We start from the raw sequence: 25365 nt of genomic DNA, 5'->3' as shown, positions 1-25365 counted from the left end.
AGAAGGCACAAGGGCGCGAAAACATCAAAGAGGCCGAGGTAGCACCTCATCAAGAGCCCGGATATAAGCACGCAATCACACCAATAATGCAAAAAATGGCTTGTACAATTGGAGGAGTCCATATAAGCGAGTTCACCTCGCGATGGTTTTCAAGAGATAAAAATAAGGCCGCGGTGGGCGGCCTATATCGGTTATTCTTCGGTATCTACGCTAGCGTCATTGTCTTCTGGTGTCTCGACACCATTGTGCTCTAGATCATAACTATCAACACGCTGTAATCCGCGTGGTAACTTATTACCTCTACGACCTCGCTCACCGTAATAGTGCTCTAAATCACTCGGCTTTAAGGTTAGCTTGCGCTTACCTGCATGTAAGGTAACAGAAACGCCTTCAGGTACTACCGCTAACACTTTGACAAACTCTTCGCGGCTTTGCACTTTCGCGCTAGGGATTGAGATAATCTTATTCCCCTTACCTTTACCAAGCTTAGGTAAATCACGTAATGGGAATAGTAGCATTCTGCCTTCGCTCGAAATCGCCATGCACATATCGGTGGCAACATCGAATACTTGAATTGGCGCCATCAAATGTGCACCTTTTGGTACGCTAACGAACGCTTTACCATTTTTGTTTTTGCTCACCATATCAGCAAAGTCACTAATAAAGCCGTAACCGCCATCGGTCGCCATCAGGTAAGTCGACTTCTCTTCGCCCATGACCACATGTTCAAAGTTACACCCTGGCGCCAAGTTAAACCGCCCAGTCATCGGTTCGCCCTGACTTCGGGCTGAAGGTAAACTATGCGCATCGGTTGCAAAGGCTCGCCCTGAGGTATCCAAGAACACCGCAGGCTGATTACTCTTGCCTTTCGCAGAAGCTTTATAACTGTCTCCTGAGCGGTAGCTTAGCCCTTCGGCATCGATATCATGACCCTTTGCAAAACGCGCCCAGCCTTTTTCAGATAGCACAACTGTTACAGACTCTGATGGGATCAAATCCTTTTCGCTAAGCGCTTTGGCTTCACCACGCTCAACTACCGGTGAGCGTCTATCATCGCCATACAATTCAGCAGCTTCTTGAATTTCCTTTTTCATCAACGTCGACATGCGACGTTCAGAGCCTAAGGTTTTTTCCAGTCCATCACGCTCTTTTTCAAGCTCATCTTGCTCACCACGGATCTTCATTTCTTCAAGCTTTGCAAGGTGGCGTAATTTCAGGTCTAGAATTGCTTCTGCCTGCTTATCTGAAAGACCAAAACGCGCTATTAACTCTTCTTTTGGCTTGTCTTCGTTGCGAATGATTTCGATGACTTCATCGATATTCAAAAATGCAATCATCAAACCTTCAAGAATATGCAAACGCGCGAGCACTTTGTCTAAACGATACTGCAAACGTCTACGTACCGTTTCACGACGGAATACTAGCCATTCAGATAAAATCTGACGCAAGTCTTTAACTTGTGGACGGCCGTCTAAACCAATCATATTGATATTAACACGGTAGTTCTTTTCAAGATCCGTTGTGGCAAATAGGTGCGCCATTAATGGCTCGACCTTAACTCGATTTGAGCGCGGTACGATGACGATACGCGTCGGATTTTCATGATCCGATTCGTCGCGTAAATCCGCTACCATAGGGAGTTTCTTCGCTGTCATTTGTGCTGCTATCTGCTCTAGCACCTTGGCACCCGAACATTGGTGTGGCAACGCGGTGATCACCACTTCGCCTTGCTCTTCGGTGTATACAGCACGCATCTTGATTGAGCCACGACCTGTAGTGTAAAGCTTTTTGATCTCTTCTTGCGGCGTAATGATTTCCGCATCGGTTGGATAGTCAGGCGCCTTGACCAATTCTAGAATTTCTTCTAGTTCGGATTTAGGCTTATCCAATAACAAACAACAAGCTTCAGCAACTTCACGCACGTTGTGCGGCGGAATATCGGTTGCCATCCCCACCGCAATACCTGTCACCCCATTCAACAAGATATGTGGTAAACGCGCGGGTAATACTTGTGGCTCATCTAGGGTACCATCAAAGTTAGCGGTCCAATCAACCGTACCTTGACCAAGCTCTTTCAGCAGTACTTCTGAAAACTTAGATAAACGCGCCTCGGTATAACGCATCGCAGCAAATGATTTAGGATCATCCGCAGCACCCCAGTTACCTTGGCCATCCACCAGCGGATAGCGATAAGAGAACGGCTGCGCCATGAGTACCATGGCCTCATAACAAGCACTATCGCCATGAGGGTGATATTTACCCAATACGTCACCAACGGTACGGGCAGATTTTTTGTATTTTGCTTGAGCAGATAAGCCCAGCTCACTCATCGCATATACAATACGACGTTGTACAGGCTTCAGGCCGTCACCAATATGCGGCAACGCCCTATCCATGATCACATACATGGAGTAGTTCAGGTAGGCATCTTCAGTAAAACGCCCCATCGGAAGTTGTTCAATGCCTTGCAAGGACAAGGCTTGAGGATCTGTCATGTTACACCTTACTTGTTGTTGTAGCTGATGCGATATATCGCATTGGCGTAATCATCGGAAACGAGCAGGCTACCGTCGCTAAGCTCTGCAATTGCGGCAGGTCGACCATAGGTTGTTTCGTTTTCCATAAAGCCGGTAAGGAAAGGCTCATAGCCTCTAATTTGGCCATCTTGCACGTTTGCTCGCATTACTCGATAGCCCACTTTTTTGCTGCGGTTCCATGAGCCATGTTCAGCAACAAAAAGCTGATGTTTCATTGCCTTTGGAAATTGCTCGCCACGGTAAAAGTGGATGCCCAGCGGTGCAACGTGTGCTTGTAATGCAAGTGCAGGCATGGTGTAATCAGTCACCGATTTACCCTCGCCAAATTCAGGGTCTAGCACACTGCCGCCATGAACATACGGAAAGCCAAAATGCTGACCTATTTCGTCAACGCGGTTGATTTCACATGGTGGAATGTCATCTCCCATCATGTCGCGACCATTATCGCTAAACCATAATTTTCCGGTTACTGGGTGATAATCAAAACCCACTGAGTTACGCACGCCTTTGGCAATCGTCGAAAGCTTTTTCGTCTCAAGATTTAGTGAAAATATACGGCCAAACTTAGGGTCTTCGGCACAAATATTACAAGGCACGCCAACAGGAATGATCAGTTCACCTTCAGGCGATACTGTCAGGTACTTCCAGCCATGGTGACGTTTGTCAGGCAAATCATCGAACACCACTTCTTTTATCGGTGCCTTGAGGTTTTTTGCGATTTGCTTAAAACGTACAATACGCTCAACTTCAGCAACATATAAGTCACCATCTTTTAGGGCGATACCGGAGGGCATATTCAGCCCTTCTGCAACTAAGATTTTCTTGTCGGCTACACCATCACGATTATTGTCAATGAGTGCGTGAACTTTGCCCGCTTTGCGAGAGCCAACGTACACAGTGCCGTCTTTGCCCACCGCCATTTGTCTTGCATTCTCAACATCTTTAGCAAAATAGCTCAGCTCATACCCTTTAGGTACTGAAAGGCGCGAAAGCATATCGTTTGCCAGTGCTTGTGAGCTTAGTAGCGCCACTGCCAGCGTCGTCGCTACCGTGGTCAATTTACTATGTATTTTCATGTTAAACCTCTGCCTTATCTCCGTGCTGTTCAAGCCAAATTTTACGGTCGCCAGAGCGCTTTTTAGCTAGCAGCATATCCATCATTTCGAGGGTTTGCTCAGGCTCATCTAGTGTCAGCTGAACTAAACGTCTAGTATTTGGATCCATAGTGGTTTCACGCAATTGCAACGGGTTCATTTCACCCAATCCTTTAAAGCGCTGTACGTTAACTTTACCGCGTTTCTTTTCGGCCTCAATACGGTCTAAAATGCCCTTTTTCTCATCTTCATCAAGAGCATAGTAAACCTCCTTACCAACATCGATACGAAATAGCGGCGGCATAGCAACAAAAACATGTCCCTTACGAACAAGCTCTGGAAAGTGTCTTACAAAGAGCGCGCATAACAAAGTAGCAATATGAAGTCCGTCGGAGTCTGCATCCGCAAGGATACATATTTTACCATAGCGTAGACCAGATAAGTCTTCAGAGTCAGGGTCGATACCTAAGGCAACAGAAATATCATGTACTTCTTGCGAGGCTAAGATCTGCCCAGATTCCACCTCCCAGGTATTTAGGATTTTACCGCGCAGTGGCATGATTGCTTGGAATTCGCGGTCTCGTGCTTGTTTTGCCGAGCCACCTGCTGAATCCCCTTCCACCAAAAAGATTTCTGAGCGTTCGGTTTCACTTCCAGAACAATCGGTTAATTTACCCGGTAAAGCAGGACCCGAAGTGACTTTTTTACGAACCACTTTTTTCGCAGCACGCAAACGTTTTTGCGCATTACTGATACACAGCTCAGCAAGTAACTCTGCAGTTTCAGTGTGTTCGTTCAACCATAGACTAAAGGCGTCTTTGACAATGCCTGATACAAAAGTAGCGCACGAACGTGATGACAGCTTTTCTTTGGTTTGACCGGCAAATTGTGGGTCTTGCATCTTAACCGACAAGACATAACTACAGCGATCCCAAACATCATCAGGCGTCAGTTTCACGCCACGTGGGATCAGGTTTCTGAATTCACAAAACTCCCGCATCGCTTCAAGTAAGCCTTGGCGTAACCCATTTACATGGGTTCCACCTTGTGCCGTTGGAATAAGGTTTACGTAGCTTTCAGCGATAGATTCACCGCCCTCAGGCAACCAATGAAGCGCCCAATCAACCCCTTCGGTTGAGCCACTGAAACTGCCTGTAAATGGGGATTTCGGCAGCACTTCATAGCCTTCAGCGCTGTCTTTTAGGTAATCCTCAAGACCTGCCTCATAGTGCCATTCTTGCGTTTCTTTCGTCTGTTTATTTACAAAACGAATTCTAAGCCCAGGACACAATACAGCCTTGGCTTTAAGCAAGTGGTTTAACTTAGTAATTGAGAAGTTAGCTGAGTCAAAATAACTCGCATCGGGCCAAAAGTGTACTGAGGTGCCGGTATTACGCTTGCCAACACTTCCTGTCACTCGTAAGTCTTCGACTTTATCGCCGTTTTCAAATGCCATTTCATAGATTTGCGCATCGCGTTTAACGGTAATTTCGACTCGAGTCGACAACGCATTAACAACTGATATACCCACCCCATGAAGACCACCGGAGAACTGGTAGTTTTTATTGGAAAACTTGCCCCCGGCATGAAGTTTGGTCAGGATCAATTCAACCCCAGGCACACCCTCCTCTGGGTGAATGTCCACAGGCATTCCTCGACCGTCATCGATGACTTCAAAAGAGTTGTCTTCGTGCAAGATCACGTCAATTTTGGTGGCATGTCCGGCTAAGGCTTCATCGACACTGTTATCGATAACCTCTTGGCCTAAATGATTAGGTCTGGTGGTATCGGTATACATGCCTGGACGGCGCTTAACTGGCTCTAAGCCATTGAGTACCTCAATAGCTTCGGCATTATAGTTTTGCTGACTCATAGGCTAGTTCTAGTTATCTTTTTATCCGCTAGTATATGCACAACGTACAGCTTTGAGCAGAGCTTTGTGCATAAATTCTAATTTTTGATAGTTAAAAATTTGGTGATGGTGTCAAAATAGCGTGGAAATTCAACAAAGCTATGATCCCCACCAAACTCAATAATTTGACGACAATGACTATAATAACGCACCGCCTCTTCAAAAGGCAGCACCTCGTCGCCCGTTTGTTGCAATAATAGCAAGTTTTCTGGATTACTAAGCTGCTCGACATACATGGATTTTAACGCATCAATATGCTCATGCAGCAGCTCATAATGACAATCCTGATAAGGATTGTATTGTGGTCCAAGGTAGTCATTTAATAATGAAAAAGGCCTAACTGCAGGGTTTATCACCACCGCTTTACAGCCAAGATGTTGCGAAAAGTAGGTGGCGTAATAGCCGCCTAACGAGCTACCTAATAACACAGTATCAGAATCAATGACGCTATCCAACTGTGCCAATGCGACTCTCGGGTCATAATGCAGTCTTGGAACAATATATGGCGTTTGTTTATCCAACATATATTCACCAAATGCCGTTGCTTTATAGGAGAGCTCAGAGCTATTAAAGCCATGAATATAAACTACTTTCCGAGCCATTTTACCTCTGTTGTTATAGCGCTTTTACTAAATACGATGACACGATAAGCGGGACCCAAGTCAGACTGACACCAGTCCTCTGTGTGCTTATCAAATTGGATTGATGTTGCAGGCGTAGCATAGATAGGTAAAGTGCGAAATTGTTGTTGATATTCATTGTGCACATGACCATGAAATAGCCCTGAAACTTGCCCTGAGTCCACCAGCAGGTTTAACAATGCAGGACCATTTTCGAGCATGTGTTTATCTAAATAGCCATCAATCGGCCTAGGATGGTGGTGAGTAAAAACAATCGTATTGTTGTTGATATTATTGTGAAGCGTGTCTTTGAGCGTCACTAAATGTGACTTAGCGCACCATCCGGCGGGTGTTTTACCTTTTGAATTTAACAATAGCACTTGGCCAAACGGACCTGAGATGCGCTTATGACGAACGATTTGCCCTATACTTATTTCTTCAAGTAAAGCTAGCTCGTCGTGATTTCCCGGCACCCAAAGCACAGGGCATTGTAAATCACTCTCTGTAACTAGACGGGCAAACTCATAATAAGAAGCCGCACTATGATCTTGTGTTAAATCACCGCCAAACACCACACAATCAAAATGCTCCTTGGCCATCGCAGCCAGAGTGCGTTCAAAGTTAGCAGCGGTATTTACTGCAAAGTATTCCCCAGAGGGCGTGGCAAACAAATGACAATCCGTAAGATGGCCAATACGAATTTGCGCTTTATTGAATTGTAGCTCGAGATCAAACCAAGCCATTGTTTACATCCCAGTTTAAATGCACACGGCCTTTTTCTAAACACACCATAAGCCAATCAGCTAAAAACGCATTTATTTGATATTTTTCGTCTTTTTGGTGCATATCAGGATTTGGATAGCCATAAGATGGCTTTATTCGACGATGATAATCACGATGAATGACTTCAGCCACTTTAGCATCATGGTAAAGGCGCACAGACAACGAAAAATGTGGTAGATGGGCGCTTACTGTCGCCATTTGCTCGATGTGAATGTCCGTTGTGTATTTACTGACTCCAGCTACGCTCAAACAGTAGCGCGCAGACGCTAAGTCAATCACTCGACTCTCACCGACCACTTCTTCAGGTAGCAATTTTAGCGCCCGTAAATAATTACGTTCGCAAAGTGTGATATAACGGGGCAGAGATTGAATATACTGCTTTGAACTCAGCACTTGTGACAAAAATACGACTCCTAAACTGCTTCTATCCGCGCTTTATTTAATGCCAACCATTGTAGACTAATAACAGTGGCAGCGTTATCGATTTCCTCATTATCAAGGCGTGTAAGGGCTTCATCAAGTGGCATCACATGCACTTTAATATCTTCACCTTCTTCAGCCAATCCATAAACCCCACCCGCTTCAGATAAATCAGCAAGTGCTAAATACAGATATAGTCGCTCTGTTGTACCACCTGGACTTGACAAATAAGAGCGCATATAAATGAGCTTATCAAGCTCAAGTCCAGCTTCTTCTTTGGCTTCTTTTCTTGCTACACTCTCATAGTCTTTGCTCCCTTCAGCCATCCCTGCAATGCATTCCAAAAGCCAAGGAGAGTGTTTTGAAGCTAACGCTCCAATGCGAATTTGCTCAATAAGCAACACGCTGTCTGTAACAGGATCGTACGGCAATATTGCAACCGCATGACCACGCTCTAATATCTCGCGAGTTATCAGCTCTGATACACCGCCATTAAATAAAGCATGGGTAAATTGGTACTTGTGTATGGTAAAAAAGCCATTGAAGATTGTTTCTATTGAAGAAACATTGACGTCGGCTTTGTTGAACTGACTCAAAGGTTTCATAAAATAATCCTGTATTTTTTAATAGCAACGGTTTAAAAGCTAACCAATCGCCCTTATAGTAGGGTCATATCTGAATAAGTAAACGAAGTCGTTTACCTTTAACTTTTTCCACTTTACAATACCCAAGTGGTATTAATATATTCTGTTACACTTGTTGGCGATGTTTTACGCATTTGGCCTTTAATTGGGCCGCAAAAACAGGGTAACATGCTGACAGTATAAAAATTGTCTAAGGACTGAGCGAAAAATGAAAAAAACTCTACTATCATTAGTTGTTGGGTTGTCGTGCGCACTTTCAAGCAGCCTGTCCCACGCGGAAGACCTACTGCAAGTATACGACATTGCAACGGCTAACGATCCTACCGTATTAAAGGCTAAAGCGCAGGCTGATGCGCAAAAATATGCACAAGACCAAGCATTAGGCGTATTGCTACCTCAGCTTGGCTTTCAAATGAGTTATACCGATGTCACATCAGAAGGCGCCCTGAACGAGCAGCATGATGGTACTGGTTACACTTTACATGAGTCTGACACTGACACTTTTCAGCGTTCAATCTCTTTGAACCAAACCATCTTTAATATGGCATCTTGGCAAGGACTATCGATTGCCGAAAAACGTGCTATGCAAGCAGCTACACAGTATGAACAACAAAAGCAAACGCTAATCATCCGTATCGCTGAAGGTTACTTTAATGTGCTAAGCGCATTAGATAGTCTAGAGTTCGTACAAGCAGAGAAGCGCGCTATCGAACGCCAGCTTGAACAAACGAAGCAGCGCTATGAAGTCGGCTTAACCGCAATCACGGACGTGCATGAAGCAAGAGCGCAATTTGACCGTGCAGTTGCAGACGAAATCATAGCTGGTAATGCTGTTGAAACAGCACGTGAAACATTACGTACAATTACGGGTAAGTATCACGCTAAGTTAGATAAGTTGAATACTGAAACCTTTTCAACAGTTAAGCCCACGCAAAATACGAGCGATTTTATCGAGATTGCTAAAGCGAAAAACTTAGACCTTCAAGTTGCAAAATCTGCGTTAGACATTGCAAAAGACCAAATAGATTTAGCAAACGCGGGGCACTACCCTACCCTAAAATTAAACGCTACGTATTCTGATTCTTTAGCTGACAGTGCTGGCAGACAACATGCACCACGTAGTGACAGAACTTCAGTAGGTTTAACGTTGGACGTACCAATTTACACTGGTGGTCAAACCGTTGCGGCGACCGATCAAGCTCGTGCAAACTTTCTTGCTAGCAGCGAAGATATGGAAGCAGCAATGCGTAACATGACACGTTCAGTGATCACGTCTTATAACCAAGTGGTTTCAGACGTTGCAACTTACCGTGCGCTAGAGCAAGCGGTTGTTTCAGCAGAAAGTGCATTACAAGCAACTGAAGCGGGCTTTGATGTAGGTACTCGTACCATCGTGGACGTACTCGTAAGTACGCAAAACCTGTATAACGCGAAACGTAACCTAGCTGATATTCGTTATCGCTATGTACTTTCGTCGCTGCGTTTAAAACAAGCAGCAGGTACACTATCTCGTAGCGATCTTGAAGCAATCAACCAAGGTTTGATTGAAGGCTAAGTACTTCGATTATCCCCCTCTGAAAAGGCCAGCTATGCTGGCTTTTTGTATTTTTACAGCAATATAGATAAACTAGCCGCTTCAATTAAGTCTTAGGTATATTACTTTGGTTACTCACTCACCTTTCAAATGGTCATTCTTAGCACCTAAATTTTGGCTGACTTGGCTTGGTGTTTTCGCCCTGTATTTAATCTCATGGCTCCCGCAAGGTGTTCAATTTGCACTGGGTAGAGGTCTTGGACGTCTAGTCCATAAATATATGAAACGTCGCCGTCATATTGCTGATGTCAATTTGAAACTTTGCTTTCCACACCTAAGTGAAGCGGAACACAAAGCTATGCTATTAAAAAATATGGAAAATACCGGCATAGCAACACTTGAAACGGGGATGGCATGGTGGTGGCCAGAGTGGCGCATCAATCAAGTGGTGGGCTCAATTAAAGGACTAGAGCATATTGAAGCCGTGCAAAAGCAAGGAAAAGGGGTGCTTATGCTGGTTCCCCATATGTTGCACCTTGAGATGGCAAGCCGAGTGCTAGGCACTAAAATTCAGGGTGTCGGCTTTTATCGCCCGCATAACAACCCACTAATGGAGTTTTTTATGACCCGTGGGCGACTACGTTCAAATGAGTATTTAGTCACCAAGCGAGACGTTAAGGGGTTATTGAAAACACTCTCTAGCAAACGCGTGTGCTACTACTTGCCAGATCAAGATTATGGACGTAAACGCTGTGAGTTTGCTCCTTTCTTCGCCGTTCCTGATGCAGCAACAACAACTGGTACTTTATTATTTTCTGCAAGCAAAAAGGCTGAGACTTTAAGCTTACACTGTACGAGAGATGCAAAAGGAATGTATCATTTAGACATACAACCTATTTTAGAATCATTCCCAAGTGGCAATAATCTTGCGGATGTTACTCGGGTCAACGAGAGAATGGAGCAAGCAATCAATTGCGCACCGGATCAATATATGTGGGTGCATCGTCGCTTTAAAACGCGGCCTGATGAAAAGGCACCTTCGTTTTATTAGGCTTAGAGTCTTGGAGTAGTTTGAAATGGCTAAGAAGAAAAAAAATAAATTATCGTCAATCTGGTTTTGGACTAAGCACCTGTCACTAGGTGTGTTACTCGTTTGGGCTGCCTATTATTTTCTTTTTGGTGCCTCTAAAGATTTGAACTTTAGGGAGACCACCAATGTTGCAGCACAAGGCCTATCGCAATTTTACGAAAGTTTTAGAAATAGCATGAGCAATCGTGATACTGATCGTGAAAAGTACGTTATCACACTCGGGAAACCGACCTACCCTCTTGATGATGCACTTGCGCAAAGGGCGCTTGCTGTTAAACCATCTAACTCTAAATGGACCGGAGAGAAGCAACCAAGACGCTTTGATACTGGAGACACACTAAAAGATGTACTCACAAAGCAAGCCAAAGAAGAGGGCGTCGAACTATTTTGGTATTTAGAGCGAGATTACGTTGTGAAATATAATTTTCGCCTTGATACTGACTTTGTTACTGCGCTCTACCAAGTTGGGACGGCTATAAATGACGACTTTGAGTTTCAAGTCTACACATTTTTCTGCCCTCGAGAGCGTGCTGCGGTTATCACCGAAAACCCACCAATCTATGTACGTGAGAACTGCCGTAAGCTAGCGGGCTAACAAAATACAAATTTCCTTTTAGGTCTTTATGCTTAAAGGAAGCATTCATAGCAATTAGTCTTAATACTTGCTCAATTTGAGGGAGCAAACCTGATGTTAAGTATGTTAAAGCTTTCTCATTAGAAACAAGCAAATAGCAAAGCTTTCGCCTGGCCTACATGGATGTTGGTACCTCGCGATAGCAGGACGCAGTAGCGGTGTTATCAACAAAATTTTCTCACCTCAAAATAGCTCACTAATTAAACGAATTGGTATTACACCAAGGCCCCTCATATTAAAGAAAAAATAACCCTAGAAATCAAACAATTAAATTTATGCAGCACAATTACTCTTAATATAAATACCCTATTTCAACCATACTTATAAAAGTTAATTTATATCGTTTACCTCAACAAAAACACAAATAAAACTTTACAAAAAATAACAAAAGATCAAATATAGAAACAAACAATAAAAATAAAAAACAATGAGCATCATGTTTAACACCTTGATTTCCTTTTTTGCAGGCATTATTTTAGCTTCTGCGTATTTTATCTTCTCAACCAATCAGCCACAGGTTGCAGAGTCAGTCGATAAAACTCATCGGCAAGCTATTCACACACTTCAAACAGAATTGGCACAGCTCGAATCTAAAAACAGTGAATTACAAAAGAAACTAGTTGAAAATCAAACAAAGAGAGACTCAAACTTTGCAAGCTCAGAAAGCAATAGAGACGATTTTCAATTAACCTTACCTCAACAGCCAAAACCTGAATTATCAGCTGCTCGTGCTGTATCACTTGATAGCCTGAAGGTTGTCAATGTCATGCCCACAATCAGTCACTTGTCTGCCGAAATAGAGCTTGATGATGTTCAAAAAGTCGAATTACAAGAAGCCTTAATGGCAAAGGCAAATCAAGACTATGAGGTTTGGGAACATTACCAAGCAACGGCATCATCAGATCCTAATAATGCTCCTCAGATTCGGGCTGATTTTGAGTATAAATTACAAGAAAATGCTAAGTCTTTCACGACAACCATTAACAACTTATTGAGTACAGATCAAATAAAGCAATATCAAGCCTTTGAATTAAGAGAACAAAAACTTTTAGCAAGTCAAAAGTTAGCGATGTTACAAAATGAATTAAATAAAATTGGATTATCAGAGTATCAAAAGCAAGAGGTATCTCGATTAAGTCAATCTGTTTTTGGTGCACCAAGTGATATCACGCTAGGCACCGCAGGTAGCCCTTATGCCAAGCAACAAGTTTCCACCGACTTTGAAAAGCTGGCTGAAATAAAGTCGCTTTTTAATGAACAGCAGCTCAAACAGTTTACATACTGATTAAAGTTGCATTTAACTATAACTAATAATAAAGGAATAAAATGAAGTATTTTTATCTATCCGTATTAGGAACTACACTATTAGCGTGTAGTTCAGCTTCTGAAGCCAGAATCGACTGCCCAGGAGGGCAAGGTTATTGGGATTATCAAACACGACAAGTTCAAGTTTGTGATACTGAAACGAGAACGGTTGAAACTACAAAAAGACATTGTAGCTATGGAGGCGTCACTTGGTTAGGTCATTTATGGAACAAACCAGACTTTCCACTGCCAATGACGAGCTATGAAACAGGCTTAAGAATCATTGAACAGTCCAATACTTGCCCCTCGAGCATTTACACATCAAGAACTGGGACTTATTGGTACACAGATTCAGAGGGACGAAGATGGATTAGCAATTACACTTACAGCGGTAATATAGGTTTAACTAACAATAAGCTAGTAACCACGACATCGACCGAGACAATTCAAACCAACTGCCGCACGGAAACTCAAACAGTGAGAGTGTGGCGTTGTGGCATGATCCCTTAACAGCAAATATTTGAAGCAAGGCCAAGCACTCCATGTGTTTTGGCCTTACTTATTCACCTCGCTAACATCGTTATCTAGCTTGTTTTCTTCAATGGAATAACATTAAGTTCAGATAAAAAGCAAACTGAAATACTGACTTTCCACCTTTGTCTAGGACACTCAGTGCTAGAACTGGATGCTACAAGGCATTAATTACCCAAAGTTCAGGCTAAATACCTAAAGTGGAGTGCCAAATATCACTAACAGCGTTTCTCATGCTTTCGCATTCCGTTAAACTGATGCATCGAGCGCCCGAATTAAGGCATTGATAATGATAAGTATCCCGATAAAAACAATAAGCATCCACTAAACTTTTGCACTCCCCCTCTGATAAGACTGAGACCTGCTTCGCAACCTCTAAAATACGAATATTATCTGGGTAGATGCAAAGCTCTGGGTACTGATTACCATATCGTAAAACGATAAATTGACTGATAAATTCAATATCAGTCATCCCACCCACTCCCTGCTTTAAGTCAAAAAGGCTATCGCTATCTCGGTTGAGGTGCGCTCGCATTTTTTCACGCATATTGCGAACATCTTCCGCCAATTTAGGCACGTCTCTCTGCTGCATTAGTATTGCATGACGTATCTCCTCAAATCGTGCGGCCATTTTCGACTCACCTAACACCATACGAGCTCTAACTAATGCCTGATGCTCCCATGTCCAAGCTTGCTCTAACTGGTATTGGTAAAAGCTTTCTAGATTGATAGCGAGTAAACCTGAGTTTCCTTCTGGGCGAAGTCGAGTGTCTAATTCGTAAAGCATGCCAGAGAGCGTTTTGGTATTGAATAAGTGCATTAAACGCTGTGCCAGCTTCATATAAAACTGTCTTGAAGAGATAGGTTTATCACCCTGAGTTTGACTTTCACCGTCACGATTATGTACAAACACTAAGTCTAGATCTGAGTTGTAACCGAGCTCATATCCCCCCGCCTTGCCATACGCTATTACAGCAAAGCCTTTTTCTGCTATTGTTGCACCTTCAGGCTCACCAAAACGCGCCACCATGTGCCCCCAGGCAATATCGACGGCTTTTGCGATAATCGCCTCAGCAAGCGCAGTTAGATGATCGCTCACCTTCATAATATCCAACACGCCAGTGGCGTCTGCAGCCGCGACTTTTAGCTGATGCGTTTGTTTAAATTGTCGCAGCGCTTCCATCTGTAGCTCAACATCTTGCTCATCTATACGTAAAAATGCTTGCTGGATCTCGTTTTTATAGGCCGTTAATGGCAAAGGTTTGTAGAGAGTTTGTGGGTCGATAAGCTCATCAAGGAGGATAGGGTATTTCGCAATATGCTCAGCAATCCACGCGCTATGACAACAAAGTTTGATAAGTTGAGTCAACGCACCGTGATTTTCGTATAGTAGCTCCAAATATGCAGTACGAGATGCTACTTTATTGATCACACCGAGCACGCGAGCAAGTGCCGGCTCCATGTTTTGTTTACTGAGCTCTCGTAGCAAAGCGGGCATTAACTTATCAAGAATATCGCGACCACGAGTGCCCGCCTGCTTTTTACTTAGCCCCTGTTTAAACTCCACCAAGTCAGTTTGCCAAGTCTCAAAACACGGTGCAGCTCGGCACTGGCCTAGCTGAGCGATTTCGCCCGTTTGCCACGCGTACACCGCGCTGTCGTCTTCATCTAACTCTTCTTCAGGCGGTTCACCAATGACTTGGCTAAACTCAGCCCGGATATGCTGCGTCACAACCTTTAGCATTTGCTCGACTTCGACGTAATCGTTACATTGCAATAAGTAGCTCAGGCGCAAACAATCTAAGTTGTTGTCGGGTAAAGTTTGCGTTTGTTTGTCGTCAAATGCTTGTAGATATTGCTCAACTTTACGCAGCACTAAATAGCTCTCATGCAGACGGTTTTTTACCTCGACAGGGACAATATCAAGCACTTCAAGCTCTTCTAATGCCTGCAACAATGAAGGGGTTTGTAATGGCGTTTCGCGACCGCCGCGTATCAGTTGCAAAGCCTGCACAATAAACTCTACTTCTCGAATCCCACCCGCGCCCAGCTTTATGTTATTCGTTAAGCCTTTGCGCCTCACCTCTTGGGCAATCATATTTTTCATCTTTCGCAGTGAATCTATCACAGAAAAATCAATATAACGGCGATAGACGAACGGCCGAATTAAGTCGTAAAACTCTTGCCAATACGGCGACGGTTCACCAATTGGCCGCGCCTTTAACATCGCATAGCGCTCCCATTCTCGACCTTGATCTTGGTAATAATCTTCCATCGCGGCATAGCTCATTACCAAAGGGCCACTATCCCCAAATGGTCTTAAACGCATATCGACTCTGAATACTTGGCCATCAATGGTAACTTGATTAAGCGCTGAAATAAGCTTTTGTGCCACTCGAGTGTAAAAAACTTGCGCCTCAATGCTACGCCGGCCACCGGATGTGTCGACACTTCGTGGATAGGCAAAGATCAAATCGATATCAGAGGAAAAATTCAGCTCCTTACCACCAAGCTTCCCCATGCCTAATACCGTCATAGGTATAGAGTTACCAGCCCCATCTTTTGGTGAGCCTGATTGCGCTTCTACGCTTAAGTACGCCCATTGGTAAGCATTTGAAATCAAAGTATCGGACAGCTGGGAAACATAGCGGATGCTGTCATCAATCTCATTGCCTGCAACCAAATCCAGCCACATCACTTTAAGCCAATACTTTAAGCGATAGTGACGCAGCTGCTGCCAAGCTTGTTTTTCTTCAACCAATGGCGCAGAGAAGTCAAACACATCAGGACAGTCACGCATTTGCATCTGCGATTCATCGAGCAGCCAAGCTCCCCACTCAGGAAATCGTGCAAGCGTACGCTCGGCAAAATCACTCAGGGCCAGTAACCGTGCCAGTTTGGGCTCCATCGGCGCATCACCATAGATCATTTGGTAACGCTCTTGAGCAAGCGTATTCAGCGCTGCTTGAACAAATAATTCCGACATAAAAAACTCCCCGGTAGACTGGCTCTCTTTGTGAGCAGTGTTATAGTAACTCTATCTAAAACACAACCTTACACCGAGTATGAGTTATTTGTCTTTAAACAATATCAACTTTATAGCGATTTTAATTTGCTTTGTCATTGTCTGCAGTTTAACTATTTTGCTGCGCTTAATGATCCAACGTAGCGCCAACAATCTACTGGATGACGAGCTCGCCCAACGTGACAACTTTGCACTTGGGATTAGCTATGCCAGTCAAGTGACGATGCTGTGTATTTGTGTTGCATACTTATTCAATGACTTAGGCGTGGTGAGGGCGCAGGCACACCCGCTGCAAGTGGCCTTGCATATTGGGTTGATCATTGCCTTTGTATATTTCGGCCAATGGATCCATCGTAAATGGATTTTGTACCAGTTTGACGAAGAAGAAGCGATTTTAAAGCAAAATATCTGCGCCGCGATGGTGGACTCGGGCATGTTACTCGGTAACACGATTTTGGTGCTTGGTTTATATCATTGGGTGCATCCGAAAGGCTGGAGCGATCTTTTAGTCGTAGCCCTAGGTTTTATGCTATTGCAGTTGCTTTATGCGCTAGATAGTAAAATTAGAGAAAGTCGCTTTGCCAAGTTTAATCAAGGTGCTTCTTTACAACAAAATTTTAATCTCAGAAACACTTCTATTGGTATCCGTTATGCGGGCAAATCCATCGGCCTCTCTTTAGCCATGTATGCGGGACTACACAGCGCTCCCTACCATGGTGCAAAAGTGGTAGAAAACTTATTTTCAGTTGTCATGCATTGCGGTGTAATGTGGCTTTTTCTTTACATTGGTAGCTACGTCTTGCTACATTTATCCTTACCTAAGGTTAATATTGGCTTAGAAGTAGACCACCAAGATAATGTAGGCATCGCATGTTTGGAGTTTGCGGTTTTCTGCTCCATAGGCTATTTACTTATTAACTTGTTTTCGGTGTAACGCAATACTGCATGAATGTTTTAAGTGATGGATTTTTACTGGTAGATAGCAATTGGGATTTTAGCCAAGAACTCGTCGAGCATTTGCAAAACGTACGCTCTAGCCAAGCCAGTAACATTATTATCGCAGGTGATAACACTAAACAAATGCTCAAGATGATGTTTAAAGAGCAAATAAAAGACTACTGTTATTGTGACTTTGACAATGAAATCAGCGTATCTGAACTTGCCAGCTACTTGCATCGTCACCATAACATTCATGCCGTGCTGCTCTATTCTCTGGACTATCATTTAGCTACCGAAGAGCAACGCTTTATTTTTGATTCTCTTCACCCACACCGATTTTTAATCGAACAAACCCCTCAAGGTTTTCAGATCACTAAACTGCACTCACAAGCATTAATCAATCACTTATCTTGTCATCCGGATACTGTCGGACTACCCGACCCTGACTTGATGCTTGCCAAGCTCACCGGGTTACTCTGTGGGAAAGCTAAAGTGGCAGGATGATATAGACTAACCGTGCGCGAGCGCTTACCATTGCCACAAAACAGCAACTGAATAATCGAATTATGCGTATTCCACATATTTATCAAGATTCACCTTTGGCCATTGGTGTGCCAGTTACTTTGGATGATGACGCCGCAGGACACATAGGCCGAGTACTTAGAATGACAACCAAAGATAAAGTCAGCCTGTTCAACGGACAAGGCGGCGAATACCTATGTCAATTAAGTGAAGTTGGGAAAAAGAAAGTCGTTGCTGTGCCTGAGTCATTTGAAGACAAAAATGTAGAATCTCCGCTTGCCATACACCTTGGTCAAGGGATTTCTCGCGGTGATAAAATGGACTTCACTATTCAAAAGTCGGTAGAGCTGGGAGTGAGTGAAATTACCCCTTTGTTTACCACACGCTGTGGCGTTAAATTAAGTGGTGAGCGTCTAGCAAAAAAACACCAGCAATGGCAAAAGATTGCAATTGCCGCTGCCGAGCAATCTGGACGCAATACCATCACCGTAATTCACCCGCCGATGGAGTTGTCTGAGTGGCTTGCACAGCAAAGCGACGAGCTAAAAGTTACGCTACATCCTCGCGCCGAACATTCAATAAAAACACTGCCGTATAACCAGTCTGGGATCCGCTTTTTAGTGGGGCCTGAAGGTGGTTTTACCGATGAAGAACTCGACGCCACTGCTCAACAGCGGTTTGTTGATGTCCGTTTAGGCCCACGTGTACTTCGTACAGAAACCGCAGCGCTAACGGTACTGAGCGCACTACAGCTGCAATTTGGCGATTTAGCACTTTAAATACACCGAGCAACCCCCATATCATGGGTAAACTCAGCAAGCGCAATGGGAGCGTCTATGACGATTAAATTAGGGATCATTTCCGATCCAATCAGTGGCTTTAATATTAAAAAAGACACCGGGTTTGCCATGATGCTGGCGGCACAGCAGCGCGGCTATGAATTGTATTACATGGAAATGAATGACCTTTTCTTGTACCAAGGCGTTGCCAAAGCGACCGCATCAAAAGCGCAGGTATTTGACGATACTTCCCATTGGTATGAGCTAGCTGAGAAACAAGAAATCGACTTAGGCGATCTTGATGTTATTTTAATGCGTAAAGATCCGCCTTTTGACACTGAATATATTTACGCCACTTATATTCTTGAGCGCGCTGAACTTGCGGGATCGCTTGTGGTAAATAAACCACAAAGCCTGCGCGACGCCAATGAAAAGCTCTTTACTGCGTGGTTTAGCGAACATATTCCAGATACTTTGGTTACGCGTAATCAATCACAAATTCGCAAGTTTTTAGCTAAACATGGCGATATCATTCTCAAGCCTTTAGATGGGATGGGCGGCGCGTCTATTTTTAGAGTAAAACAAGATGACGCAAATATTGGTGTGATCTGCGAAACACTTACCGAGCATGGTTCTCGCTATGCGATGGCGCAAAACTATATTCCAGCCATTAAAGACGGTGATAAGCGCGTGTTAGTGGTAGACGGTGAAGTGATGCCATACTGCTTAGCTCGCATTCCACAAGGCGGTGAAACTCGTGGTAATCTCGCGGCAGGCGGCCGTGGTGAAGCAAGACCTATTAGCGAATCAGACCGGAAAATTGCCGAAGCCATTGCCCCAACGTTAAAGGCAAAAGGTCTGATATTCGTTGGCCTAGATATCATTGGCGATAAGCTCACCGAGATAAACGTCACCGCACCAACTTGTGTGAAAGAAATTGAAGCGGCATATGACATTTCAATTATGGATAAGTTTTATGATGCGATCGAGCGAAAACTCGACCATACTAAAAACTAACCATTAAGGGGGTCTGGTTATGAAATCACTCGCTAATCACTTTTTAGTGGCAATGCCCAGCATGGACGACCCTTTTTTCAATCATACGGTAACCTATCTTTGTGAGCACAGCGAAGATGGCGCGATGGGGTTGGTGGTAAACCACCCTATCGATATTACCGTGGGTGAATTGCTTGATCAAATTGATATAGATAATGATAAGTCTAGTCATGCGGCTAAGGTAAATATCTACGCTGGTGGGCCGGTTCACACCGATAGAGGCTTTGTATTACACACGCCGAAGTTTGGTTACGCCTCAAGCCAAGAACTTAGCTCTGAAATTATGATCACCACTTCCAAAGACGTCTTAGCCTCTTTAACATCGGCACACTCTCCTGAAGGGTTTATCATTACCTTGGGATATGCAGGCTGGGTTAGCGGCCAACTTGAGGAAGAACTCAAAGACAACACTTGGTTGGTTGTCGAGGCAGACCCCGAAATCATATTTAATACACCACCCGAAAAACGTTGGGAAAAAGCAGTGCAAATGCTTGGTATCGACGTTGCACAATTAAGCTCACAAGCAGGCCATGCTTAACTAGCCTGCCATTTTGAGCTTAGGTTAATAAACGAAGTACTTATGGAAAACAAAAAAGAAAAAGTTCCAAAAGGTAAACGTAGCGTCATCGGTTTTGACTTTGGCACTAAAAGTATCGGCTTGGCCATCGGCCAAGAAATCACCGCAACCGCATCAAGCCTAGGTGCTGTAAAGGCAAACGATGGCATTCCAAATTGGGATGACATTGCGGTATTCATTAACGAATGGCAACCTGATTTATTGGTGGTTGGCTTACCACTGAATATGGATGGTACTAATCAAGATTTAACATTCAGGGCAAAAAAGTTTGCCAACCGCCTGCATAACCACTTCCGGTTGCCGGTAGAAACGCAAGATGAGCGCTTGACGACAGCAGACGCCAGAGCACGCTTATTTGAACAAGGTGGCTATAAGAACCTTGCAAAAGGTAAGGTAGATGGCATGTCTGCTTGTATTATTCTCGAAAGCTACTTTGAAGCAATGTGGGAATAGCTAACTTAACTTTTGGGCCTGTTGAGCTTTATGGCTTTATTTTCTACCAAGTAAATTGATATTTTTACACGGCGTAGCTGCTGTAACGATAACACACCAAAATATCAATCTAGCGCCGTGACCTGTAATATCAAAAATTCAGAACTGGTATTAGAGGTACGGCTAACAGTAAAAGTCCATCATATTTAACGGACTCTCAACACTTTCAATCACCAACAGTAAGGCAATTCTTATTCCCCTAAACACTATGGTGAAATCGCCATTTTTGTACACCTAGCAAAGCAACTCTAGCCTCAAGTGGGCGAATAAATGATTAGCGGATCTCCTGTACGGGGTTTACGACTTGGTATTTATTCAAATCCGGTATTAACCCTGCTTGCTGATATGCGCTAGTGATCCGGCCTTGCTCACGTAACATTGCAAGGCCTTTTTGTAATGCAGCAAACGCTCGTTCCCCCTCAGGGTGAAGCCGAGACACCGCAAAATGTCTACTGTCGTTTAACAGCACTACAAGATGCTCATTAGCAATGAGCTCAACATCTTCCAATACAAAACGATTATCTAGTTTCGGCATAAGCGGCATCAACATAAAGTCGACCCAACCTTTGCTCACCATACGCGCTTGTGACATCCAATCGGGTTCAGCATGAAGCTGTTTAAGCGGAAGTGACTCCAAGGTTTGCCAGTCGGTCTGCCACTTTGGGTTGGATACCGAAGTTAACTGGGTGAGCCCTTGTTCCTCTTTTAGCTGCTTTACTTTTTGATTATCTATCCCGTGATAAATACCAGCAAAATACTGACCTTTTTGAATAACAGCCTCACTAATAAAAAGCAGCAAACCTTTATTTTCAAGGTCTGCCTTCCAATAACTATCAAAGTGAAGTAGTTGTTCCCCTTTTTCGAGCAAATTGGATTCACGAAAACTGACAAAACCTGGCGTAAAAATAAATGCTTTGTCAAAGCCTCCTTTTTGCAAAGCTTGCTGTGCTATTACCATATCGACAACATCACGGCGTAAATACTGGCCACTAAAATCGGTGATTTTTGTGACATCGCGTTCACCAACAAAACGTTGATAATCGGCTAGGACATCATCTCTAATAAACACATTAAGCGCTTCATTGGCATTAAGTACACCTGCAAAACTCAGCACAAAAGCGAAGAATAGATGGCTACGTTTAGTTCTTCGAATCCAACCCATCTACCGTAACCCCTTGTAGGAAGCCCGCACCTTTTTGTTCATTATTTTGCAGCTTGATCATCAGGCGCAAATCGTTTGGCGAGTCAGCATGATGTAGTGCGTCGGCATAGTTGATCCGCTGCTGCTTATAAAGCTCAAACAACGCTTGATCAAAGGTTTGCATGCCCATGTCTTTCGATTTTGCCATTGCCTCTTTAATTGAGCCAATATCGCCTTTTTTAATTAGCTCGGCAACGAGTGGGGAGTTAAGTAACACTTCAATAGCAGCTTCTCGCCCTTCTCCCTTTGAAGAAGGCACAAGTTGTTGCGCCACAATAGCGCGCAAGTTCAGCGCCAAATCGTATTTTAGTTTATCGTGCTTTTCTTTAGGGACTAAGTGCATGATACGGTCGATGGCCTGATTGGCATTATTGGCGTGCAAGGTTGCAACGCATAAATGCCCCGTTTCAGCAAAACTCAATGCATACTCCATGGTTTCTTGCGAGCGAATTTCACCAATTAAAATAACATCTGGCGCTTGGCGTAATGAGCTTTTTAAGGCTGATTCGAAACTGTCAGTATCAATGCCTACTTCACGCTGCGTAATGATACTTTTTTGGTGTTGATGTACAAACTCGATGGGATCTTCAATGGTCAAAATATGGCCACGTTGGTTACGATTACGATAGCCGAGCAGTGCTGCAAGCGAGGTCGATTTACCCGTGCCCGTACCACCCACAAATAACACCAAACCACGTTTGGACATGATCACATCAGTCAGTACCGACGGTAAACCTAGCTCATTGACATCTGGAATAGCGGTCACAATACGGCGAATAACCATGCCCGCACAATCCCGTTGCCAAAACGCTGAAACACGAAAACGCCCGATATCGTTAGCAATCGCAAAGTTACACTCTTTAGTGTCAAAGAATTCTTGCTTTTGCTTGTCGCTCATAATCGAGGTAACAAGATTTAGTGACTGCGCGGCATCCAATCTTTCTTCACTTAAAGCCCTTAGCTCTCCATCAATTTTGGCGCTCACAGCAAGCCCAGCCGAAACGAATAAGTCAGATGCCTGCTGATTGGCCATCGTTTGCAAAAACGGTTCTATATTCATCATTACACCACTACTTAATAGCCGCTATTAAACTGGTTTTTATCATGCGCTTTCGCACGCGCATCTTGCTGCGTGATCAAGCCACGGTTTAATAGGTTTGTAAGGCATTGATCCATAGTTTGCATACCGTGCATCCCCCCCGTTTGAATGGCTGAATACATCTGTGCAATCTTGTCTTCACGAATAAGATTACGAATAGCGGGGATCCCGAGCATGATTTCATGCGCAGCTATCCGCCCGCCGCCAACTTTTTTCACCAGTGTTTGTGAAATAACCGCTTGTAGCGACTCTGACAACATAGAACGCACCATGTCTTTTTCTTCACCTGGGAACACGTCCACAATACGGTCGATGGTTTTAGGTGCTGAGGTAGTATGCAAAGTACCAAATACTAAGTGACCTGTTTCCGCGGCAGTTAGCGCTAAGCGAATGGTCTCAAGATCACGTAATTCACCGACCAAAATAACGTCAGGGTCTTCACGAAGTGCGCTTCTCAGCGCCGCGTTAAAGCTATGCGTGTCTCTGTGTACTTCACGTTGGTTGATAAGACTTTGCTTGTTGTCGTGAACAAATTCAATCGGATCTTCGATGGTTAGAATATGGTGATGTTTGTTGTTATTAATATAATCCACCATCGCAGCCAGCGTGGTTGATTTACCAGATCCAGTTGGACCAGTTACCAACACCAAACCACGCGGGTTATCTGAGATTTTGGTAAAAATGTCTGGCGCCCCCAAATCATCTAAGCTCAGCACTTGATTTGGAATGGTACGGAACACCGCAGCAGGACCACGATTTGAATTAAACGCGTTAACACGAAAACGTGCCAGATTTGGCACTTCGAACGAGAAATCTACCTCAAGGTTTTGCTCATAGTCACGACGTTGATTATCATTCATAATATCGTAGATGAGGCTGCTGACGTCTTTTGCTTCTAACGGCGGGATATTCACCCGGCGTACGTCCCCGTCAACGCGGATCATAGGGGAAACACCTGAAGAAAGGTGTAGGTCAGATGCTTTGTGTTGAACACTAAAAGCTAATAATTCAGTAATATCCATTTATAACTCCACAATGAGCACTAGTACTATATGGTTACAATAGCAGAACGCTTAGATAACGCCTACGGCAGGATAGAAAAAGCCAAGCAAAACTGTCAATTCAGCGAAACAGTACAATTACTCGCGGTTTCTAAAACCAAACCTATCGCCGATATTGAGGCTGCTATTGCGGCAGGCCAAACCCAATTCGGTGAATCTTACGTACAAGAAGCGGTTGATAAAGTTACCTATTTTAAACAAAACAAAGCGCTTGAATGGCACTTTATTGGTCCAATCCAGTCCAATAAATCAAGATTAGTCGCCGAAAACTTCCATTGGGTACAAAGCGTGGATAGAGAGAAAATCGCACGCAGGCTAAATGAGCAAAGACCAACAAACTTAAAGCCACTCAAGGTACTGGTGCAGGTCAATATTAGCGGTGATGACAACAAATCAGGTTGTCATCCCGATGAGGTTGATACGCTTGCGCAGTTTATTAATGACTGTCGTCAATTGGAGCTTCGTGGCTTGATGACCATCACAGAGCAAACCGATGACAGACAAAAGCAATTGCAATATTTCCAGCAAATGCGCGCTTGCTTTGATAGACTAAAGGACCAATATCAACAGCTAGATACCTTATCGATGGGAATGAGTGGTGATTTAGACACTGCGATTGCAGCAGGTTCCACTATGGTTCGCATTGGTACTGATATTTTTGGCAAACGACAGTGAGGTGAATAACACAATGTCAAATAAGACAATTGCATTTATTGGAACAGGTAATATGAGCTATGCCATTATCGGTGGCATGATCAAAAGTGGCTTTGACGCGCAGTCCATTATTGCCACCAACCGCAATGCAGAAAAACTTGCCAAAGTCGCAGAGCAATTATCGGTAAGAACAACACAAGATAATCTAGAAGCAGTCGCGGCTGCCGACGTCATCGTCTTGTCTGTAAAACCACAGATGATGGCCGAGCTGTGTCAGACCTTTCAAGATGCAGATATTGATATTAGCAATAAACTGTTTATCTCTGTCGCCGCCGGTATTACCGTTGCACGACTGAAAGAAATGCTCGGCCAACCAGTAAAAATGGTGCGCTGTATGCCTAACACGCCATCGCTGCTCGGACGCGGTGTATCTGGCTTGTATGGCGTCGACATCAGCGATGATGAGAAAGACTATGTTGAGCAAGTATTTTCATCCACAGGTATTGCCCTATGGCTTGATGAAGAGTCAAAAATCAACGACGTGATCGCGGTAACGGGTTCGTCTCCAGCGTATTTCTTCTTATTTATGGAAGCCATTGAAGAAAAGGCTAAAGCCTTAGGTTTTAGTCCTGAGGAAGCCAGAAAGCTTGTGCAGCAAACTGCGCTAGGCGCGGCTGAAATGGCATTATCACAACCTGAAATTAGCATTGCTCAGCTACGCGCCAACGTTACCTCTAAAGGTGGCACAACCCACGCAGCCGTTGAGAATTTAAAAGCACAGCAATTACCAAAAACCGTAGCGGACGCGATGGATGCATGTATCGCGCGCGCTGAAGCAATGGAAAAAGAAATCTAA

Annotated in this window: 24 protein-coding genes; 13 read left to right on the top strand and 11 right to left on the bottom strand. The window is 43.9% G+C overall.

What is annotated here, in order from left to right:
* Nucleotides 1–191: 191 nt before the first annotated feature.
* From parC to CWC03_RS14225, 7 genes are all read right to left on the bottom strand, one after another.
* On the bottom strand, nucleotides 192–2495 hold the full coding sequence (gene parC, locus CWC03_RS14255; RefSeq protein ID WP_138582452.1) for a DNA topoisomerase IV subunit A: 2304 nt from the start codon (nucleotides 2493–2495) through the stop codon (nucleotides 192–194).
* Nucleotides 2496–2503: 8 nt separating this feature from the next.
* Nucleotides 2504–3613: a PQQ-dependent sugar dehydrogenase gene (locus tag CWC03_RS14250; RefSeq protein WP_138582451.1), complete on the bottom strand. Its 1110-nt coding sequence runs from the start codon at nucleotides 3611–3613 to the stop codon at nucleotides 2504–2506.
* A 1-nt stretch (nucleotide 3614) separates the two neighbouring features.
* A complete protein-coding gene (gene parE / locus CWC03_RS14245; RefSeq protein WP_128728601.1) occupies nucleotides 3615–5504 on the bottom strand; it encodes a DNA topoisomerase IV subunit B in 1890 nt (629 codons plus the stop codon).
* A gap of 77 nt (nucleotides 5505–5581) precedes the next feature.
* Complete coding sequence (locus CWC03_RS14240) at nucleotides 5582–6145, bottom strand: YqiA/YcfP family alpha/beta fold hydrolase (RefSeq protein WP_138582450.1); 564 nt, start codon at nucleotides 6143–6145, stop codon at nucleotides 5582–5584.
* Nucleotides 6130–6906, bottom strand: coding sequence for a metallophosphoesterase (locus CWC03_RS14235; protein ID WP_138582449.1), 777 nt, complete (start codon nucleotides 6904–6906; stop codon nucleotides 6130–6132). The genes CWC03_RS14240 and CWC03_RS14235 overlap by 16 nt, the downstream gene beginning before the upstream one ends.
* A complete protein-coding gene (locus CWC03_RS14230) occupies nucleotides 6893–7348 on the bottom strand; it encodes a DUF1249 domain-containing protein (RefSeq protein ID WP_138582448.1) in 456 nt (151 codons plus the stop codon). Before CWC03_RS14230 ends, CWC03_RS14235 begins: the two co-directional genes overlap by 14 nt.
* Before the next feature lie 11 nt (nucleotides 7349–7359).
* Complete coding sequence (locus CWC03_RS14225; protein WP_138582447.1) at nucleotides 7360–7971, bottom strand: NUDIX domain-containing protein; 612 nt, start codon at nucleotides 7969–7971, stop codon at nucleotides 7360–7362.
* Between the two features lie 247 nt (nucleotides 7972–8218).
* On the opposite strand from CWC03_RS14225, the gene tolC reads away from it, so the two are divergent.
* The 5 genes from tolC (at nucleotide 8219) to CWC03_RS14200 (ending at nucleotide 13083) form a co-directional block, all read left to right on the top strand.
* Complete coding sequence (gene tolC / locus CWC03_RS14220) at nucleotides 8219–9565, top strand: outer membrane channel protein TolC (protein WP_138582446.1); 1347 nt, start codon at nucleotides 8219–8221, stop codon at nucleotides 9563–9565.
* A 106-nt stretch (nucleotides 9566–9671) separates the two neighbouring features.
* Nucleotides 9672–10595, top strand: coding sequence for an LpxL/LpxP family Kdo(2)-lipid IV(A) lauroyl/palmitoleoyl acyltransferase (lpxL, locus tag CWC03_RS14215; RefSeq protein WP_138582445.1), 924 nt, complete (start codon nucleotides 9672–9674; stop codon nucleotides 10593–10595).
* A gap of 25 nt (nucleotides 10596–10620) precedes the next feature.
* Nucleotides 10621–11229: a TcpQ domain-containing protein gene (locus CWC03_RS14210; protein ID WP_138582444.1), complete on the top strand. Its 609-nt coding sequence runs from the start codon at nucleotides 10621–10623 to the stop codon at nucleotides 11227–11229.
* A gap of 475 nt (nucleotides 11230–11704) precedes the next feature.
* A complete protein-coding gene (locus tag CWC03_RS14205) occupies nucleotides 11705–12553 on the top strand; it encodes a hypothetical protein (RefSeq protein ID WP_249314047.1) in 849 nt (282 codons plus the stop codon).
* 41 nt (nucleotides 12554–12594) lie between these two features.
* On the top strand, nucleotides 12595–13083 hold the full coding sequence (locus tag CWC03_RS14200) for a hypothetical protein (protein WP_138582442.1): 489 nt from the start codon (nucleotides 12595–12597) through the stop codon (nucleotides 13081–13083).
* Between the two features lie 208 nt (nucleotides 13084–13291).
* Here the strand turns inward: CWC03_RS14200 and glnE are convergent, their stop codons facing one another.
* Nucleotides 13292–16090, bottom strand: a complete 2799-nt coding sequence (gene glnE, locus CWC03_RS14195) for a bifunctional [glutamate--ammonia ligase]-adenylyl-L-tyrosine phosphorylase/[glutamate--ammonia-ligase] adenylyltransferase (protein WP_138582441.1) — start codon at nucleotides 16088–16090, stop codon at nucleotides 13292–13294.
* 79 nt (nucleotides 16091–16169) lie between these two features.
* On the opposite strand from glnE, the gene CWC03_RS14190 reads away from it, so the two are divergent.
* The 6 genes from CWC03_RS14190 to ruvX all read left to right on the top strand — a co-directional run bounded on the left by CWC03_RS14190 (nucleotide 16170) and on the right by ruvX (nucleotide 20455).
* A complete protein-coding gene (locus tag CWC03_RS14190; RefSeq protein WP_138582440.1) occupies nucleotides 16170–17063 on the top strand; it encodes a DUF350 domain-containing protein in 894 nt (297 codons plus the stop codon).
* Between the two features lie 11 nt (nucleotides 17064–17074).
* Entirely contained in the window at nucleotides 17075–17572 is a 498-nt protein-coding gene (locus CWC03_RS14185) for a hypothetical protein (protein ID WP_138582439.1), read from the top strand.
* 62 nt (nucleotides 17573–17634) lie between these two features.
* On the top strand, nucleotides 17635–18369 hold the full coding sequence (gene rsmE / locus CWC03_RS14180) for a 16S rRNA (uracil(1498)-N(3))-methyltransferase (protein ID WP_138582438.1): 735 nt from the start codon (nucleotides 17635–17637) through the stop codon (nucleotides 18367–18369).
* Between the two features lie 57 nt (nucleotides 18370–18426).
* On the top strand, nucleotides 18427–19386 hold the full coding sequence (gene gshB / locus CWC03_RS14175) for a glutathione synthase (protein WP_138582437.1): 960 nt from the start codon (nucleotides 18427–18429) through the stop codon (nucleotides 19384–19386).
* A 19-nt stretch (nucleotides 19387–19405) separates the two neighbouring features.
* A complete protein-coding gene (locus tag CWC03_RS14170; protein WP_128728613.1) occupies nucleotides 19406–19963 on the top strand; it encodes a YqgE/AlgH family protein in 558 nt (185 codons plus the stop codon).
* A 42-nt stretch (nucleotides 19964–20005) separates the two neighbouring features.
* Nucleotides 20006–20455, top strand: coding sequence for a Holliday junction resolvase RuvX (ruvX, locus tag CWC03_RS14165; RefSeq protein WP_017217006.1), 450 nt, complete (start codon nucleotides 20006–20008; stop codon nucleotides 20453–20455).
* Between the two features lie 313 nt (nucleotides 20456–20768).
* Here the strand turns inward: ruvX and CWC03_RS14160 are convergent, their stop codons facing one another.
* The 3 genes from CWC03_RS14160 to CWC03_RS14150 are packed head-to-tail and all read right to left on the bottom strand — an operon-like array spanning nucleotide 20769 to nucleotide 23816.
* Nucleotides 20769–21656, bottom strand: coding sequence for a hypothetical protein (locus tag CWC03_RS14160; RefSeq protein ID WP_138582436.1), 888 nt, complete (start codon nucleotides 21654–21656; stop codon nucleotides 20769–20771).
* The gene (locus tag CWC03_RS14155; protein ID WP_138582454.1) at nucleotides 21634–22755 is read right to left on the bottom strand and encodes a PilT/PilU family type 4a pilus ATPase; all 1122 of its coding nucleotides are present in this window, start codon (nucleotides 22753–22755) and stop codon (nucleotides 21634–21636) included. Before CWC03_RS14155 ends, CWC03_RS14160 begins: the two co-directional genes overlap by 23 nt.
* A gap of 14 nt (nucleotides 22756–22769) precedes the next feature.
* On the bottom strand, nucleotides 22770–23816 hold the full coding sequence (locus CWC03_RS14150; RefSeq protein ID WP_128728627.1) for a type IV pilus twitching motility protein PilT: 1047 nt from the start codon (nucleotides 23814–23816) through the stop codon (nucleotides 22770–22772).
* 30 nt (nucleotides 23817–23846) lie between these two features.
* On the opposite strand from CWC03_RS14150, the gene CWC03_RS14145 reads away from it, so the two are divergent.
* Together CWC03_RS14145 and proC are read left to right on the top strand one after the other, a co-directional pair.
* Nucleotides 23847–24530 carry a YggS family pyridoxal phosphate-dependent enzyme gene (locus CWC03_RS14145; protein WP_138582435.1) on the top strand — a complete coding sequence of 228 codons (684 nt, stop codon included), beginning with the start codon at nucleotides 23847–23849 and terminating at the stop codon, nucleotides 24528–24530.
* A 13-nt stretch (nucleotides 24531–24543) separates the two neighbouring features.
* Nucleotides 24544–25365 (top strand): pyrroline-5-carboxylate reductase, encoded by an 822-nt coding sequence (gene proC / locus CWC03_RS14140; protein WP_138582434.1) that lies wholly within the window; start codon nucleotides 24544–24546, stop codon nucleotides 25363–25365.

Source organism: Pseudoalteromonas sp. S2755 (genome assembly GCF_005886535.1).
Classification (GTDB): domain Bacteria; phylum Pseudomonadota; class Gammaproteobacteria; order Enterobacterales; family Alteromonadaceae; genus Pseudoalteromonas.
The sequence above is the reverse complement of the archived record's forward strand: the minus strand, read 5'-3'. Positions and strand labels throughout refer to the sequence as shown.